Source organism: Phycicoccus sp. HDW14 (genome assembly GCF_011383005.1).
GTDB lineage: Bacteria > Actinomycetota > Actinomycetes > Actinomycetales > Dermatophilaceae > Phycicoccus.
This window is the reverse complement of record NZ_CP049935.1, coordinates 3,240,827-3,256,703: the sequence shown is the minus strand read 5'-3', so window position 1 is coordinate 3,256,703 and position 15,877 is coordinate 3,240,827. Positions and strand designations below refer to the sequence as shown.

Annotated in this window: 15 protein-coding genes and 1 pseudogene; 5 read left to right on the top strand and 11 right to left on the bottom strand. The window is 73.9% G+C overall.

The genetic code is table 11. The features are described 5' to 3' along the window. Positions 1-4 precede the first annotated feature (4 nt). On the top strand, positions 5-1,216 hold the full coding sequence (locus G7075_RS16055) for an ATP-binding protein (RefSeq protein ID WP_166123331.1): 1,212 nt from the start codon (positions 5-7) through the stop codon (positions 1,214-1,216). A 5-nt stretch (positions 1,217-1,221) separates the two neighbouring features. On the opposite strand, the gene G7075_RS16050 is transcribed toward G7075_RS16055, so the two are convergent. From G7075_RS16050 to G7075_RS21540, 3 genes are read right to left on the bottom strand one after another with little or no spacing between them, the layout of a single operon-like run. Next, positions 1,222-1,764, bottom strand: coding sequence for a DUF664 domain-containing protein (locus G7075_RS16050; protein ID WP_166123329.1), 543 nt, complete (start codon positions 1,762-1,764; stop codon positions 1,222-1,224). Positions 1,765-1,783: 19 nt separating this feature from the next. Further along, positions 1,784-2,107 carry a dienelactone hydrolase family protein gene (locus G7075_RS21545; protein WP_240917684.1) on the bottom strand — a complete coding sequence of 108 codons (324 nt, stop codon included), beginning with the start codon at positions 2,105-2,107 and terminating at the stop codon, positions 1,784-1,786. Positions 2,108-2,145: 38 nt separating this feature from the next. Further along, positions 2,146-2,355 (bottom strand): hypothetical protein, encoded by a 210-nt coding sequence (locus G7075_RS21540; protein WP_240917681.1) that lies wholly within the window; start codon positions 2,353-2,355, stop codon positions 2,146-2,148. Between the two features lie 55 nt (positions 2,356-2,410). On the opposite strand from G7075_RS21540, the gene G7075_RS16040 reads away from it, so the two are divergent. The 4 genes from G7075_RS16040 (at position 2,411) to G7075_RS16025 (ending at position 6,084) form a co-directional block, all read left to right on the top strand. Continuing rightward, positions 2,411-3,382: a YafY family protein gene (locus G7075_RS16040; protein WP_166123327.1), complete on the top strand. Its 972-nt coding sequence runs from the start codon at positions 2,411-2,413 to the stop codon at positions 3,380-3,382. Further along, positions 3,379-3,888, top strand: coding sequence for a putative immunity protein (locus G7075_RS16035; protein WP_166123325.1), 510 nt, complete (start codon positions 3,379-3,381; stop codon positions 3,886-3,888). Before G7075_RS16040 ends, G7075_RS16035 begins: the two co-directional genes overlap by 4 nt. A 64-nt stretch (positions 3,889-3,952) precedes the next feature. Beyond that, positions 3,953-5,341, top strand: a complete 1,389-nt coding sequence (locus G7075_RS16030) for an amino acid permease (RefSeq protein WP_205860535.1) — start codon at positions 3,953-3,955, stop codon at positions 5,339-5,341. A gap of 113 nt (positions 5,342-5,454) precedes the next feature. Beyond that, positions 5,455-6,084, top strand: a complete 630-nt coding sequence (locus G7075_RS16025) for a peroxiredoxin (protein WP_166123323.1) — start codon at positions 5,455-5,457, stop codon at positions 6,082-6,084. Here G7075_RS16025 and G7075_RS16020 read toward each other — a convergent pair. The 8 genes and pseudogenes from G7075_RS16020 to G7075_RS15985 form a co-directional block, all read right to left on the bottom strand. Then, complete coding sequence (locus G7075_RS16020; protein WP_166124424.1) at positions 6,054-6,578, bottom strand: metallophosphoesterase; 525 nt, start codon at positions 6,576-6,578, stop codon at positions 6,054-6,056. The genes G7075_RS16025 and G7075_RS16020 overlap by 31 nt on opposite strands. Positions 6,579-6,598: 20 nt before the next feature. Then, positions 6,599-6,748, bottom strand: coding sequence for a DUF2256 domain-containing protein (locus G7075_RS16015; RefSeq protein ID WP_166124423.1), 150 nt, complete (start codon positions 6,746-6,748; stop codon positions 6,599-6,601). Positions 6,749-6,835: 87 nt separating this feature from the next. After that, positions 6,836-8,452: an ABC-F family ATP-binding cassette domain-containing protein gene (locus G7075_RS16010; protein ID WP_240917678.1), complete on the bottom strand. Its 1,617-nt coding sequence runs from the start codon at positions 8,450-8,452 to the stop codon at positions 6,836-6,838. A 199-nt stretch (positions 8,453-8,651) separates the two neighbouring features. Next, on the bottom strand, positions 8,652-11,450 hold the full coding sequence (locus G7075_RS16005) for a sugar-binding protein (RefSeq protein WP_166123321.1): 2,799 nt from the start codon (positions 11,448-11,450) through the stop codon (positions 8,652-8,654). A gap of 39 nt (positions 11,451-11,489) precedes the next feature. Continuing rightward, positions 11,490-12,317 (bottom strand): carbohydrate ABC transporter permease, encoded by an 828-nt coding sequence (locus G7075_RS16000; RefSeq protein WP_166123319.1) that lies wholly within the window; start codon positions 12,315-12,317, stop codon positions 11,490-11,492. Continuing rightward, on the bottom strand, positions 12,317-13,354 hold the full coding sequence (locus G7075_RS15995) for a carbohydrate ABC transporter permease (protein WP_371814098.1): 1,038 nt from the start codon (positions 13,352-13,354) through the stop codon (positions 12,317-12,319). Before G7075_RS15995 ends, G7075_RS16000 begins: the two co-directional genes overlap by 1 nt. Continuing rightward, positions 13,254-14,473 (bottom strand): annotated as a pseudogene (locus tag G7075_RS15990) (extracellular solute-binding protein). The gene G7075_RS15995 and the pseudogene G7075_RS15990 overlap by 101 nt, the downstream one beginning before the upstream one ends. 137 nt (positions 14,474-14,610) lie before the next feature. Next, on the bottom strand, positions 14,611-15,765 hold the full coding sequence (locus G7075_RS15985; RefSeq protein WP_166123317.1) for a carbohydrate kinase family protein: 1,155 nt from the start codon (positions 15,763-15,765) through the stop codon (positions 14,611-14,613). Between the last annotated feature and the right edge of the window lie 112 nt (positions 15,766-15,877).

Below are 15,877 nucleotides of genomic sequence, written 5' to 3'. Positions count from 1 at the left end.
GATCGTGGACCCGATCCGGAACCCGTACGCCCCCGGCGCGGGGCAGCGCCCGCCCGAGCTCGCCGGCCGCGACGAGCAGCTCGACGCCTTCGACGTCGTCCTGGAGCGCGTGGCGCGCGGGCGCCCCGAGCGCTCGGTCGTGCTCACCGGACTGCGGGGCGTCGGCAAGACGGTGCTGCTCAACGCGCTGCGATCCGCGGCGGTCCGGGCGGGCTGGGGCACCGGCAAGCTCGAGGCCCGGCCCGACCAGTCGCTGAGGCGGCCGCTCTCCTCGGCCCTGCACCAGGCGGTGCGCGAGCTGGGGCCGGCAGGCGGCGCCGGCGACCACGCGCTCGGTGTCGTCCGCTCCTTCGCCCAGCGTGAGCCGGTCGGGTCCGGCACGGGTCGAGGCGCGCCCAAGCTGAGGGACCGCTGGAACCCCGGTATCTCGGTCCCCGCGGTCGCCGGGCGCGCCGACTCGGGCGACGTCGAGATCGACCTCGTCGAGCTGCTCTCGGACCTGGGGGGGATGGCCGCCGACACCGGCCGCGGCATCGCCGTGTTCATCGACGAGATGCAGGACCTCGGCCCCGAGGACGTCTCCGCGCTCTGCGCCGCCGCGCACGAGATCAGCCAGACCGGCCTGCCGCTCGTCGTCGTGGGGGCCGGGCTGCCGCACCTCCCTGCCGTGCTGTCGGCCTCGAAGTCGTACTCGGAGAGGCTGTTCCGGTACTCGCGCATCGACAGGCTCGACCGGGCCGCCGCCGACTCGGCCCTCGTCCGCCCCGCCGAGGAGGAGGGCGCGGCCTACGAGCCCGACGCCCTCGACGCGATGTACGCGGCCACCGGCGGGTACCCGTACTTCATCCAGGCGTACGGGAAGGCGGTGTGGGACAGGGCTCCCGGCTCGCCCATCACGACATCCGATGTCGAGGTCGCCGCTCCCGAGGCCGAGTCCGAGCTGGCCGTCGGGTTCTTCGGTTCCCGCTTCGAGCGGGCGACGCCGGGTGAGCGCGAGTACCTGCGGGCCATGGCCGAGGTCGCGGCGGCCGCCCCCGACGGTGAGGCCGAGGCCGTCGCCACGTCGGAGGTCGCCGCCCACCTCGGCCGCAAGCCCCAGTCGCTCTCACCCGCCCGCGACGCCCTGCTCAAGAAGGGCCTCATCTACTCCGGCGAGCGTGGGCTCATCGCCTTCACGGTGCCGCACTTCGGTCGGTACCTGCGCGACCACACCTGAGCGGGTCAGCGGGCGGGTCGCCAGTCGGCGGGTGGGTCCTCGCCGGTGCGTCCGTCGACGGCCTCGCGCAGCAGGTCGGCGTGCCCGGTGTGCCGGCCGTACTCCTCGAGCAGGTCGAAGAGGAGCCGCCGGATGCTCGCGTGCCGACCGTCGGGCCACGACGCGTGGGCCTCGCCGTCGAGCCCACGCTCGGCGACGGCCGCGGCGAAGAGGCTCCGACTGCGCTCCACCGCACCGTCGTACAGCGCGTAGAGGACGTCGGGCGAGTCGGTCGCGGCCGAGATGAACTCCCAGTCGTCGGCGTCGTCCCACCCGTTGTCGTCCCAGGCGTCGGGCATCGGTGTGCCGGAGAGCCGCTGGGTCGAGTAGAAGTCCTCGACGGTGGCGAGGTGCTTGAGCAGACCGCCGAGGGTCAGCGACGAGGACGGGATGCGCGTCCCCAGCCCGGCGGCCTCGAGCCCGTCGGCCTTCCACCGGAAGGTCACCCGCAGCCGGTCGAGCGCCGCGACGAGGTGCTCGGCCTCGGTCCCGGCGAGGGGGGCTCCCACGGCGGAGTGACACGCTCGCTCATCCGAGACGCCCCAGCAGGGCGAGCGACCGGTCGAGCACGAGCCGGGTCGCCTCCGCGTCGTACGAGGGCAGCGACGAGTCGGTGAACAGGTGCACTGCGCCCGGGTAGACGAACAGCTCGGCACCCTCGCGACCCTCGGTGAACTCCCGAGCCGCCTCGAGGTCGCCCTCCTCGCCGAAGAACGGGTCGTGGTCCATGCCGTGCACCTGCACCGGCAGGCCGTCGGGCCAGGTCCCGAAGTTCTCGGGCGCGGCGAACGCCTCGTAGAGCAGCGCACCGCGGACGCCGGGGCGGTTCTGCGCCAGCTGCTGCGCGGCCATCACCCCGAGCGAGAACCCGCCGACGACGAGGTCGTCCGTCAGCCCGTCGGCGGCCGCGACCCCCGGGCCCGCACCTCCTCGAAGCCGACCTCGCGGCAGTACGCGGCCCCCTCGTCGACCGAGCCGAAGGTCCGCCCCTCGAAGACGTCGGGGGTGTGCACGGTGTGGCCACCGGCCCGGAGGGCGTCGGCGAACGCGACGACCCCGGGGGTCAGGCCCTGGATGTGGTGGACGAGGAGGATCTCCATGGCGGCCACCCTAGGGACGGTTGCGGACGGATCGCGTCCGGATGACGATGGGCCGGTGCGACCCGACACGAGCCCCGCCGCGCGCGCCCTCCTCACGATGGAGGCGATCCAGGACGAGCCGGGCATCACCGCCGACCGGCTGGCCGAGCGCCTGGGCGTCACGTCGCGGGCCGTGCGGCGCTACGTCGGCATCCTGCGGGACGCCGAGATCCCCGTCGAGTCCGCCCGGGGGCCGGCCGGAGGCTACCGGCTCGGGCGCGGCACCCGCCTGCCCCCGCTCGTCTTCAGCAGCGCCGAGGCGCTCGGGCTCGTCATGGCCGTGCTCGACGGCCACCACCCCGCGGCCGACCCCGCCGACCCGGTCGGTGTCGCCGTGGCCAAGCTGCTCCGGGCCATGCCGCAGCACGTCGCCGAGCAGGCCGACGTCGTGCGGCGGATGGCCGCCGCCGCCCCCGACCGCGGCGCCGCCCGCCCCGACCCCGCGACGACGGTGGCCCTCGTCCGGGCGCGCGCCGAGGCCCGGTGCGTCACCGTGCACTACCGATCCGAGAACGGTCGCGAGTTCACGACCGACGTCGAACCCTGGGCGGTCGTCGTGCGGCACGGGCGCTGGTACCTGCTCTGCCGGTCGGTGCGCTCGGGGTCGGTGCGCACCTACCGGGTCGACCGCGTGCACCGGGTCGAGCTGCTGGACAGCACCTTCCGCCCGCCCGACGACCTCGACCCGGTGGCCTCGCTCGAGGAGCACCTCGCCGCCGGGTGGGAGCACCACACCGAGGTGCTGCTGCGGGCACCGCTCTCCCGGGTGCAGTGGCTGCCCCGCACGCTCGGCCGGCTCGAGGCGGTGGACGACGAGACGACCCGGCTCATCGGGACGACGAGCAACCTGACCGGCTACGCGAGCGACCTCGCGCAGGTCCCGGTGCCCTTCACGGTCGTCGGCGGTCCCGAGCTGCGCGAGGCCGTCGCCGCCCTCGCGAGGCGGCTCACGGACGCCGGAAACCCTCTCGCAGAGGCGTCGTCGTGATCCTGCCTGCCGTCCGCGACCCCCGGCTCGTCACCGTCCGCCGCGGCGGCACCCTCACCGACGCCGACCACGGCCTGCTCGCGCTGTGGGCGGCGGAGTGCGCCGAGCACGTCCTCCACCTCTTCGAGGCGGCGGCTCCCGGCGACGCCCGCCCGCGGGACGCCCTCGCCGCCGTCCGGGGCTGGGTCCGTGGCGAGGTCCCGATGATGCGCTCGCGCGCCGCGGGCGGGCACGCGATGGGCGCCGCCCGTCCGCTGCGGGGTGCGCCACGGTTCGCCGCCTACGCCGCCGGCCAGGCGGGGTGCGTCGCCCACGTCGCCGAGCACGACCTCGGGGCGGCGGCCTACGCCCTCAAGGCCGTGATGGCCGCCGCCGGCGACCCCGAGGCCGCCCGCGTCGCCGAGTGCGCGTGGCAGCGCAGCCGCCTGCCCGACGCGGTGCGCGACCTCGTCCTCGAGGACCAGGTGCGCCGCAACGACATCTGCTGGTCGGTGTTCACGGACTGAGCACTCCCGCAGGACCGGTCCGTGCGAGTCGCGCCGACCCTCGCCGTGCGGTAGGAACGAGCAAGTGACCACGACCGACCAGAGCTCCCTCGGGACCAGCCTCAAGCCACGCCACATCACGATGATCTCGATCGCCGGGGTCATCGGCGCCGGGCTCTTCGTGGGGTCGGCCACCGCCATCGAGCAGGCCGGCCCGGCCGTGCTCCTCTCCTACCTGATGGCCGGCAGCCTCGTCGTCCTCGTGATGCGGATGCTCGGCGAGATGGCGACCGCCAACCCCGACACCGGGTCGTTCTCCGTCTACTCGCAGCGCGCCCTCGGCCGCTGGGCGGGCTTCTCGGTCGGCTGGCTCTACTGGTGGTTCTGGGTGCTCGTCATCCCCGTCGAGGCCACGGCGGCCGCCGACATCCTCAGCCGCCTCGTCGGCCTCGACCCGTGGGTCTGGGCCCTCCTCGTCACCCTCCTGCTCACGGGCACCAACCTCGTCTCGGTCGGCAACTACGGCGAGTTCGAGTTCTGGTTCGCACTCGTCAAGGTCGTCGCGATCGTCGCCTTCATCGCGCTCGGCGTCCTCGCGATCCTCGGTGTGCTGCCGAGCTCGGAGGTCAGCGGCGTCTCGCGGCTCTGGGAACCGGACGGCTTCTTCGCCGGTGGAGGAGGGGCGGTCGTCGCCGCGATGCTCACGACGATGTTCTCGTTCATGGGCACCGAGATCGTCACCATCGCCGCCGCCGAGTCGCCCGACCCCGCGAAGGGCATCACCAAGGCCGTCAACTCGGTCATCTGGCGGATCGTCATCTTCTACCTCGGCTCGATCGCCGTCATCGTCTCGCTCGTGCCGTACGACCGGCTCGCCGACGGCTCGTACCAGACCGTGCTCCAGGCCATCGGCGTCCCCGGGGCGCCGCTCATCATGGACGTCGTCGTGCTCACCGCCGTCGCGTCCTGCCTCAACTCGGCCCTGTACACGGCCTCGCGGATGGTCTTCTCGCTCGCCGACCGCGGTGATGCCCCCCGGGCGATGCGCCGCGTCAACGCCCAGGGCGTGCCGTTCGTCGCGATCCTCGCCTCGATGGTCCTCGGCTTCCTCGCGGTCGTCGGCAACTACGTCCTCCCGGGCAAGATCTTCGGCTACCTGCTCGCGACGTCGGGCGCCGTGGCCCTCTTCGTCTACCTGACCATCGCGGTGAGCCAGCTCGTCCTCGGCCGCCGGATGCGGGCCGAGGGCAGCCTGCCGCCGGTGCGGATGTGGCTCTTCCCGGGGCTGACGATGGTCGTCATCGGGTTCATCGTCGTCGTCATCGGGCTGATGGCCTTCGACCCCGGCCAGCAGCAGGCCATCGCCCTGTCGGTGGCCTCGGCGGTCGTCATCGTCGCCCTCGGGGTGTGGCGCCAGCGCCGGGCCGGTGACGGTCGCGACGTCGACGAGCCGGAGGCCGCCGTCCGCGCCTGAGCTCCGGGACGCGGCCGGCAGGAACCCCCGGCGTCCGGATGGCGGGCAGGCTGAGACGCTGGGTCACTGGACCGATAACGTCGTGGCAGACGTAGCCAAACAAGGAGTTATAGATGCCCATCCGCCTCGGTGACACCGCCCCCGACTTCACGGCCGACTCGACCGCCGGCCCGATCTCCTTCCACGACTGGAAGGCCGGCTCGTGGGCCGTCCTCTTCAGCCACCCGGCCGACTTCACGCCCGTCTGCACCACCGAGCTCGGCCGGACCGCGGCCCTCTCGGGCGAGTTCGCGCAGCGCAACGCCAAGCCGATCGCCGTGTCCGTCGACTCGGTCGAGGACCACCAGCGCTGGGTGCCGGACATCGCCGAGGTCGCCGGGGTCGAGGTCGACTTCCCGATCATCGCCGACCGGGACCGCGCCGTCGCGCAGGCCTACGACATGATCCACCCGGGCGAGGGCGACACCTCGACGGTCCGCTCGGTCTTCCTCGTCGACCCGAGCGACAAGGTGCGCCTGACCATCACCTACCCGAAGTCGGTGGGCCGCAACTTCGCCGAGATCCTCCGGGCCCTCGACGCCCTCCAGCAGACCGACCGGGCACCGGTCTCGACGCCGGCCGAGTGGACGCCGGGCGAGCGGGTCATCGTCGCGCCGACCATCTCGACCGATGACGCCCGCGAGCGCTTCGCGAACGTCGACGAGGTCAAGCCCTACCTGCGCTTCGCCGACGCCCCGGCCTGACCCGGACGGGACGCACCGGGCGCCAGCCGGTGCAGCCGGACGTCGTGGACGGCGCCGCCCTCGAGGCGCAGCGTCATCCAGGTGAAGTCCGGCTGCGCCCGGCGGTCGGTCGGCGACCCCGGGTTGAGCAGCCGCAGGCCCTCGTGCTCGGTGTCCCACGGGATGTGGCTGTGCCCGAAGACGAGCAGGTCGACGTCCGGGTACGCGGCGCGCATCCGCTGCTCGCGGCGGTCGCGGCCGCCGGTCTCGTGGACGACCGCGACGCGCACGCCATCGACCGTCGCGCGCGCGACCTCGGGCAGCCGGGCCCGCAGGTCGGGTCCGTCGTTGTTGCCCCAGCAGGCGAGCAGCCGGGTGCTGCGGGCCTCGAGCGCGTCGAGCGTCGCGACGTCGACCCAGTCGCCGGCGTGCACGACGAGGTCGGCACGCCCCACGGCCTCCCACAGCGGGGCCGGGAGGTCCTTCGCGCGCTTCGGCAGGTGGGTGTCGGTCATCAGCAGGACGTCGGTGCCGGTCACGCCTCCACCCTGCCAGCGCGCCCGCGGCGGCAGGCCTCGGAGCAGTAGCGGACCTCGTCCCAGTCCCTGGCCCACTTCTTCCGCCAGGTGAACGGACGTCCGCAGGTCGCGCAGACCTTGGTCGGCAGGTCGCCCTTGCGCGTCATCCGGGCCACGGCGCTGCCCCCTCGATGCCGGTCATCACCCCACGGTAGACGGGCGCCGGTGCCGGCCCGCGCGTGCGGCACCGGCGCTCACGCACGGTCGAGCGACACCTCGCGACCGGACCACCGCTGCCGCAGCCAGCGGTCGTGGGAGGCGATGAGCACCGTGGCGGGGGAGGCGTCGACGGCCGCCTCCAGCTCGTCGACGAGGGTGAGCGACAGGTGGTTCGTCGGCTCGTCGAGGAGGAGGACGTCCGGCCGGGCGAGCACGACGAGGGCCAGCTCGAGCCGGCGCTGCTGGCCGAGGCTGAGGTCGCCGACCGGGCGGGCGAGGTCCCGGGGATGCACGAGGCCGAGCGGCAGCAGCAGGGCGCGCGCCTCCTCCGCGGGGAGCCCCTGCTGCGCCGCGACGAGCCGCTGGGGGCTGTGCCGTGGGTGCTCGAACACGGTGTCCTGCGCCAGCCGCGCCACGCGCCCGCCGATCTCGACGCCGGGGTGCTCCGGGGCCGAGGCGAGGGCGCTCAGCAGGGTCGACTTGCCGCTGCCGTTGCGACCGGTGACGAGGACGTGCTCGCCGGTCGCGACGTCGAGCCGCTGCAGGCGGAGCCGGCCGGGGACGACGAGGTCGCGCACCCGGATGCCCGAGGTGGGGGACGGCCGGCCGAGGTCGACGTCGAGGCGCAGCGGTGCCGGGGGACGCGGCACGGGGTCGCGCTCGATGCGGGCGGGGCGCTGCTCGGCGTCGCGCGACCGGCGGCGGGCGGCGGTCTGCACGCGCGAGCCCTTGAACGCGTGCACGAACTTGTCGTTGTCCGTCGGACCGCGGCCGTGGGCGACCGAGCCCTCCCGCGTCACCGACCGGTCGCGGAGCTCGGCGATGATCTCGCGTTCCTCGAGCCACTCCTCCTCCCAGCGTCGTCGGACGGCCGCCTTCGCGGCACGGTGGGCGGCGAACGACCCGGTCCACGTCGCCCCGCCGACGCCGTCGGTGCCGCGGTGGCGCGGGTCGAGGTCGACGACGCCGGTGCACGCGCGCTCCAGCAGGACCCGGTCGTGGCTGGCCACCAGGACGGCGCCGGGCATCGCGACGAGCTCGGTCTCGAGGAAGTCGAGGGCGTCGTCGTCGAGGTGGTTGGTCGGCTCGTCGAGCAGCAGGGCATCCGGCCGACGGACGAGCAGGGCGGCGAGGGCCAGGCGTGAGCGCTGGCCGCCGCTGGTCCGCCCGACGAGCCGGTCGTGCGGGATGGCCTGGAGGCCGAGCCGGTGGGCGGCGACCTCGGCGCGACGGTCGGCGTCCCACGCCTCGCGGGCCACCGCCCGGCTGAGGGCCTCGTCGTACGCGGTCGAGGCGGCGACGTCATCGGGGTGCTCGCCGACGTGGGCCGCGAGCCGTTCGACCTCGGCAGCCCGGTCGTGCAGTGGTGCGAGGGCCCGGCGCAACACCTCGCCGACGGTGGCACCGGGGTCGAGGCCGCCGTCCTGCGGCAGGTACCCGAGGTCGGCCGGCGTCGTCACCGATCCGGCGGTGGGCCGCAGCGAGCCCGCGATGCAGGCGAGCAGGGTCGACTTGCCGGACCCGTTCTCGCCGACGAGCCCGACGCGGTGACCGGGCGGCACGGTGAGCGAGACGCCGTCGAGGACCGGGCGGCCGTCGAAGGTCATCGAGAGGTCGCGGACGACGACCGGGGAGGAGGGGGCGGGTGACACGGGGGCTCCACGCGGGGGGTGCGGCGGGTGCTCGCCGGGCGGGGCCTCGGGCGCGAGCGGGGTGCGTGGGTCAGCTCTCCATGGTCCGACCACCGTACCTGCCCGTCTCCGGCACGGTCACCCTCATTGTCCCGGGGTCGAGTGCGGAAGTGGCTGCCGGGGCGACCACGTCCGCACTCGACTCCGATGGGCCGGGACCTCAGCGCAGGCGCGCCACCGAGGCGAGGGTGCCGCCGCGCCGGTCGAGCCAGCCGACGTACACCCGCGCGTCCCGCCCGAGCGCCCGGTCGAGCGCGACCCGCACCTCCGGACGTCCCGCGCGCACCTCGACGGTCCGCGACCCGACGGTCCCGTCGCGGTCGACGACCACGACGTGCGCCGTGCCCGACGCGTTCGTCCGCAGCCGGGCGGTCACCGCACCCCGGCCGGACCGGGCGCTCTCGACCCAACCGGCGTCCTGCGGACGGCTCGCGGGGTCACCGGCGAGCGGAACGTCGACCCGCACGGCCTGGGCCAGGCTGGGCGGGCTGTCGAGCGAGGACAGCGCCGTCAGCGGGATGACGGGGTCCGGCGCCTCCGCCGGCCGGTCGGCGGGCGGGGTGTACCCCGGCAGCGTCGCGACACCCCAGCGGTACGGGTCGCCCTGCACGCCACCCCAGGTCGACCAGCCGATGCGCGTCTGGCCGGTCTTGTCCTGGGTGTCGGAGTCGTAGACGAACACGTCGAGCCCGAGGTGCTCGGGGTCGACGGCGCCCGGGAGCTCGGACATCGGGATGGACACCTCGACGGTGTAGCCGTCGTAGGGCTCGTCGACGACCGAGGCCACCTTCATCCCCGGTGCCGTCTCGGCCGCCGGGCCCTGGTGGTTGTCGGCGTCGCGCAGGCCGCACGCCGGCCCCTCCGCGGTCACCGGCAGCACGGCGGCCTTGAAGGTGGTCGACGTGTTCTCGCTGTCGCCGCGCGGGTCGACGGCGATCTCCACGGAGTCGGTGCGCCAGTGCCGCTTGCAGTCGGCGGCCGCGAGCTTCGTGCCGAGGGTGTCGTCGGTGACGTGGACGAGGACGGTGAGCGTGTCGTCGTGCCAGGCCACCTTGCCCGTTGCCGAGCAGTCAGCGGCCGAGGAGCAGGCCGTGCCCTCCCAGAGCCCGGAGAGGTCGAGCGCGTCACCGGGGTACTCGCCCGGTGACTCGACCCCGTCGACCACCGGTGCGGCAGAGGCCTGCTCGATGGTCGTCGCCGGAACGAGCTCGAGGGCGGCCTTGCTGGTGGCCGTCCCCGCCCGGGTCGTCGTGACGATCGAGTAGGCGTAGTCACCGGCGGCCGCCCCGGGCGTCCCGCCCTGGTTCGACGTCCTGAGCGAGGTGTCGGTGTTGGTCACCGTGAAGGTCACGCTGCCGGTGGCGCCACCGGCCAGCGGACCGTACGTCACCGAGGCCGGGGAGGCGCTGAACCCGGCGGGCAGGTCGAGCGACACCGTGCCGGCATCCGTGCCGGACCCGTTGTTGCGCAAGTCGACCCGCACCTCACGGCTTCCTCCGGACGGCAGGGACAGGACGGGGGTCACGGTGCCGCTCAGCTGCGGCTGGTGCGCCACGGTCGGGGCCCAGGTCTCGAAGGCGGCGACCTGCGGCAGCAGCTGCTGCTGCGCCGACACCGTCGGGACGACCTCGACGACCCGGTCGGAGTACCCCGACCCGGCCCGCGTCGCCAGTCGCGCCGCGATGCGCTGCCGCTCACCGGCCGTCGCGTCCGCGGCCGGGGTGACCCGGAACGTGCGCTCCACCGTGTGACCAGGCCGGACGGTGCCGAGGTCACCGTCGCCCCGGGCGGTCCAGCCGTCGGGCAGGTCGAGGGCGACGGTGGCACCGGGCAGTGCGCGCCGGGGAGCGGTGACCGAGACCGTCGCCCGGAACGCCTGACCCGGAAGGACACCGAAGCGGTCGGTGTCGACCCGCAGCCCGGTGCCGAGGGGGGCAGCGCCAGGCTGCTGGACCGTCGCACCGGCCAGCACGGCCGACGAGCGGTGCGCCGCATCCGTTCCCGGCTCGGCGAACGGCACGCGCGAGTCGAGCTGGCGGAAAAAGTCACACCCGAGCCTGGTCGGGTCGCTCGACACGTCGGGGAAGCCCGCCCAGCCCTGCGAGGCGTACTGGCGCTGGGCGTCGCGCTCCACGGCCGCCCACGACCGACCGACCGGAGCCGTCGCCCCGGACCAGACGCCGTAGACGGTCTGGGTCGGGTCCTTCGTCGTCAGCTGCGACATGCACTGCTGGCCGGTGGGGGCGGTGGCCGTGCCGCGGGTCAGCAGCTTGGCGGGCGCCCACGGCTCCAGCCCCTCGCGGCGGATCTGCTCGGGGAAGCGTTTCGGGTCGCCGGCGGCCTCGAAGGCCTCGGTGGCCAGTCGCGCGGCGTCCTGGTGGTTGCCGTGGTTGCCCGGCGACGGGGCGGGGTCCATCGTGAAGAGGATCTCCGGACGGGTCTCGCGGATGACCCGCACGACCTTGCCGAGCACCTGGTCGTGGTCCCAGACCTGCTGGGTCAGGGCGTCGCTCACGGTGTAGTAGAAGTCGACCTCGTCGAGGGTGAACACCTCGGTGATGCCGGCCTTCGCGACCGCCGAGCGCTCCTCCTTCTCGCGCAGCAGCCCGAGCGGCGGACCCTCCTCGGGGCCGACGGCGTTGCCCCCACCCTCCCCGCGGGTCACCGTGACGACGCCGGTGCGCAGGCCGTTCTCGTGCCCCCACTCGCCGAACGCCGACAGCGACCCGGCCTCGTCGTCGGGGTGCGCGCCGACGAAGAGCGCGCCGAGGTCGACCGGGGTCCCGGCCGAGGTGCTCGAGGCCGGCGGCCGTGCGTCGTGCCCGCCGTGGTCCCCACCGCGGTCACCGGCCGGAGCCGCGACCGCCACCCCCGCGCCGGAGAGGGCGAGCGCCCCCGCGACGGCGAGCGTCGCCGCCCTCTTCGCGGACGTGCGTGATCTGCTCGTGAACCTGGTCATCGTCGACCTCTTCCTGTCGCGGAACGGATCCCCTGCCCCCTACTCCCGGACTGCTCCTTCGAGCATCCCGGCGATGAAGTGGCGCTGCAGGAACAGGTAGAGCACGACCACCGGCGTCGCGACGATGCAGGCACCGGCCGCGAGGAGGGTGAAGCCCTGCGTGTACTGCCCCTGGAAGAACGCCAGCCCGAGCGGTGCCGTGCGCAGCGACTCGGAGACGACCATGACGAGGGGGACGAGGAACTCGTTCCAGGTCCACATGAAGGTGAGCACGGTGAGGGTGACGACCGCCGGTCGGGCGAGCGGCACGAGCACCTGCCAGAGGATGCGCCAGGTCGAGGCGCCGTCGAGCCGGGCGGCCTCGACGACGGACCGGTTCGCGGACCGGAACCAGGCGCGCATCCAGAACGTGCCGAAGGCCACCGACTGCGCGACCTGTGGCAGCAGCAGCGCCCAGATCGTGTCGGTGAGCCCGAGGCTGCGCAGGTCGTAGTAGAGCGGCACGAGCACGGCCTCGCTCGGCATCATGATGCCGACGAGGAAGAGGTAGAAGAGCACGGTCGAGCCGCGGAAGGGCATCGTGCCGAGGGCGTATCCGCTGAGCAGCGAGAACAGCACGCTGACGACGACGACCGTGCCGGACACGAACAGGCTGGTGCGCAGGTAGCTGCCGAACCGGCCCTGGTCCCAGGCGGTGACGAAGTTCTCGGGGTGCAGGCCGAGGACGCCGGCGCCCACCGACCCGCCGGCGGCGTCGTCCGGGCCGAGGGCCGCGAGCAGCACGGTGAGCACCGGCCACAGGGCGAAGACGGCGAAGGCCACGAGGACGACGTAGTTGGCGGTGCGCTCGCCGCGGGAGACGCGCATCAGCGGTCCCGCTCGGCGATCCGGGTGATCCCGAACGAGATCGCGAAGATGATGACCGTCAGCACCACGGCGATGGCGGCGGCCGACCCGACGCGGCCCTGCTGGAAGGCCCGGTTGTACACCTCGTACGACGGCACCGACGTGCTGGTGCCGGGCCCGCCGCGGGTCGTCACGTAGACGAGGTCGAAGGTCCGTAGGGCGGCGATGACGGTGAGGGTCAGGGCCACCGCGATCTCACCGCGCAGCGCGGGCAGGGTGACGGTGACGAACTCGCGGACGGGCCCGGCGCCGTCGAGCCGGGCGGCCTCGAAGAGCTCGGTGGGGATCTTGCCGGTGCCGGCGAGCAGCAGCACGGTGACCAGCCCGATCTCGAACCACGTGCCGATGAGCCCGACGGCGGGCAGCGCCGCGGTGTAGTCGCCGAGCCAGCCGCGGGTCAGCGACCCCATCCCGAGGGCGGACAGCAGGTCGTTGACGCTGCCGTCCGGGGCGTACATCCGCCTCCAGGCGACGGCGATGACGACCATCGCGACGACCTGGGGCAGGAAGACCACGGTGCGGAAGAACCCCAGCCCCCGCACCCTCGCCCGCGACAGGATCGCCGTGAGGACGAGCCCGACGAGCAGCGGCAGCAGCGCGTAGAAGGCGATGAGGACCAGGGCGTGCCCGAACGAGGCGCGCAGCGCGGGGTCGGAGACGACGTCGACGTAGTTGTCGAGGCCGACCCACGTCGCGAGCGTGTTGCCGTTCCAGTCGTAGAGCGAGATCTGCACCGCCCGCAGCAGCGGGTAGAGGAGGAAGGCGGCGTAGACGAGCAGGGCCGGCAGGACGTAGAGCCAGCCGACGGCGCGGGGCTCCCCGGGGGCCCGCCGCCTCGTCGGCGGCGGGCCCGCTGCGGGGTGGCCTCGCGGGTGCTCGCCGCGGTCGCGGTCTGCGTCATCCGTTCTGGGCGACGAAGTCGCCGTAGTCCTTCTGCACCGTCTGGAGGAACTGCTCCGGGGTCGCCTTCTTCGCGAGCAGGTCCTGGAGCGCGGCACCGAGGGTGTCGGCCATCGTCGGGGTCGCGTAGTCGAGGTACGGCACGAGGGCGTCGTCGTCGACCGCCGTGCCGAACGCCGTGAAGACGTCCTGCCCGATGGCGCTCGGCGCCTTCTGGTCGGCGGTGTCGGCGACCGGAAGGTTCTCGGTCTTCGCGAGCACGCCCATCGCGTCCTTGCTCGTGATGAAGTCGATGTACGCGGCGGCGGCGTCGGGGTTCTTCGTCCTGCTCGACACCGCCCACGGGATGCCGGTGCCGCCGGTCGCGGCCGGGGTCTGCTGGGCCTTGGGCGGCAGGACGAACGTCAGGTCGTCACCCATCGCCTTGCCGAGGTCGGCCTGCAGCCAGGTGCCGGCGATGAGGTAGGCGCCGGTGCCCTTGGAGAAGGCCTGCCAGGCCGGGTCGTACCCGAGGCCGTTGACGTCCTTGCCGAAGTAGCCCTTGTCGACCCAGTCGACGAGGGTCTGGGCGGCCTGGGTGTTCTCCGGGGTCACCCAGCTCCCACCCTTCTGGCCGAAGCCGAGCTGGCGGATCTGGTCGGCCGGCGTGGTCTGGGCCTGCACCGTGCCGAAGACGTGGATGGCCGGCCACTTGTCGAGGTTGCCGAGCACGAGCGGCTGCTGGCCCTTGGCCTTCAGGGTCGCGAGGCTGGCCTCGAAGTCGGCCCACGTGGTGGGGACCTCGGTGATGCCGGCCTTGGCGAGCACCGCCTTGTCGGCGTAGACGCCGACGACCTCGCCGACCTGGGGAGCCCGTAGAGCGAACCGGTGCCGAAGGTCTTGCCGTCGGTCGAGTAGCTCGAGTACTTGCGCACCGACTCGGGATAGCGCTCGTCCCACTGGTAGGCGTCGGCGTACCGGTCGAGCGGGAGCAGCTGGCCGGCCTGGACGAACTTGCCCATGTCGGGGCGGCCGTTGTTGGCCTGGAAGACGTCGGGCGGGGTGTTGCCGGAGAGGGCCAGCCCGAGCGTCGTCTTGAGGTCGTCGAACGAGCGCGTGACCCGCTTGAGCGTGATGTTCGGGTACTTGGCGTGGAACTCCTTGTTGAGCTCCTCGATCTGGGCCGCCTGGCCGCCGCGGACCTCCTGGTCCCAGACGGTCAGGGTCACCGTGCCCATCGAGGCGGGGTCGGTGTTCACGGCGCCGCTCTGCGACGCGGTGGGGCCGCCGCCGCTCGTCGAGCCGGGCGTGCAGGCCGCCAGCGCGAGGGCGCCGAGCATCCCGGCGGCGATGAGGGTGGTCGTGGGTCGTCTCCTCATGAGGGCTCTCCTGGGGTGGTGGTGGCGACGGGGCGGTAGCCCTCGACGTCGACGTGGCGGGCGATGGTGGCGGTGGCTCGACGCTCGGCGCCGATGGGGACGTCGGGCACGAGGTCGTCGAGGAAGGAGTACCGGCGGCGCAGCGACCGGTGGTAGCTGTCGGTGGACTCGCCGTCGCGCAGGTGGTGCCACCAGTCGGCGATGTCGCCCCAGCCCGGTGCGGCGAGCGACCCCCCGAAGTGCTGCACGGCCAGGGCCGAGCAGAGCGCGGCGAACCCGATGCGCTGCGGCAGCGGCCAGCCGGCCACCGTGCCGAGGACGACGGCCGCCCCGAAGACGTCGCCGGCGCCCGTGGGGTCGAGGGCGTCGACGCGCAGCGCCGGCACGACCGCCTCCTCGCCGGTGGTCGAGTCGATGGCCAGCGCACCCTCCTCGCCGTTGGTCACGACGGCGAGCGGGACGAGGTCGGCGAGCACGTAGAGCGCCTCGTTGGGCGTGCGGGTGCGGGTGTAGGCCATCGCCTCGACGGCGTTGGGCAGGAACGCGTCACAGACGGTGAGCTGGTCGAGGACCTCCTTCGGCCAGCGGCCCGAGGGGTCCCATCCGACGTCGGCGAAGACGAGCGCCCCGGCGGCCCGGGCCTTCTCGACCCAGGTCTCGTCGGTGCCGCCGGTCAGCGGGCGGTCGGGCGCGAGCTCGGCCATCACGGCGCGCGAGCGGGGCGGGTCGCCGATGAGCGCCGTGGGGTCGAGCGGGGGCGCGTGGCCGTGGCTGACCATCCCGCGGTCACGGGCGACGGCCATCGACACGGTGACGGGGGAGTGCCAGCCCTCGAAGCGGCGCGAGCGGCTGAGGTCGACGCGCTCCTCGTCGGCCAGGGTCTCCCAGCAGAAGTCGCCGTACGCGTCGTCGCCGAAGGCCGCGGCGAGCGAGGTGCGCAGGCCGAGCCGGCGGGCCGCGACGGCGAGGTTGGCGATGCCGCCCGGACACGAGCCCATGCCGGTGGCCCACACCTCCTGGCCGCCGTCGGGCAGCGCCTCGAGGCCGGTCATGATGATGTCGAGGAAGACGGTGCCCCAGACGAAGACGTCGCACTCGGGGTCGCCGTCACGGCGCAGCGCGGCGAGCGGGTCGAAGGCCGGGGACGTCACGGCGGGCTGCTCCTCGGGCGGGGGGCGTCGGCGGGTGGGTCGCCAGCATGCACCCGTGGACGGGTCCGCACCCTCACTAGGTGCACGGAAATCTGCACACACCGTCACGGGA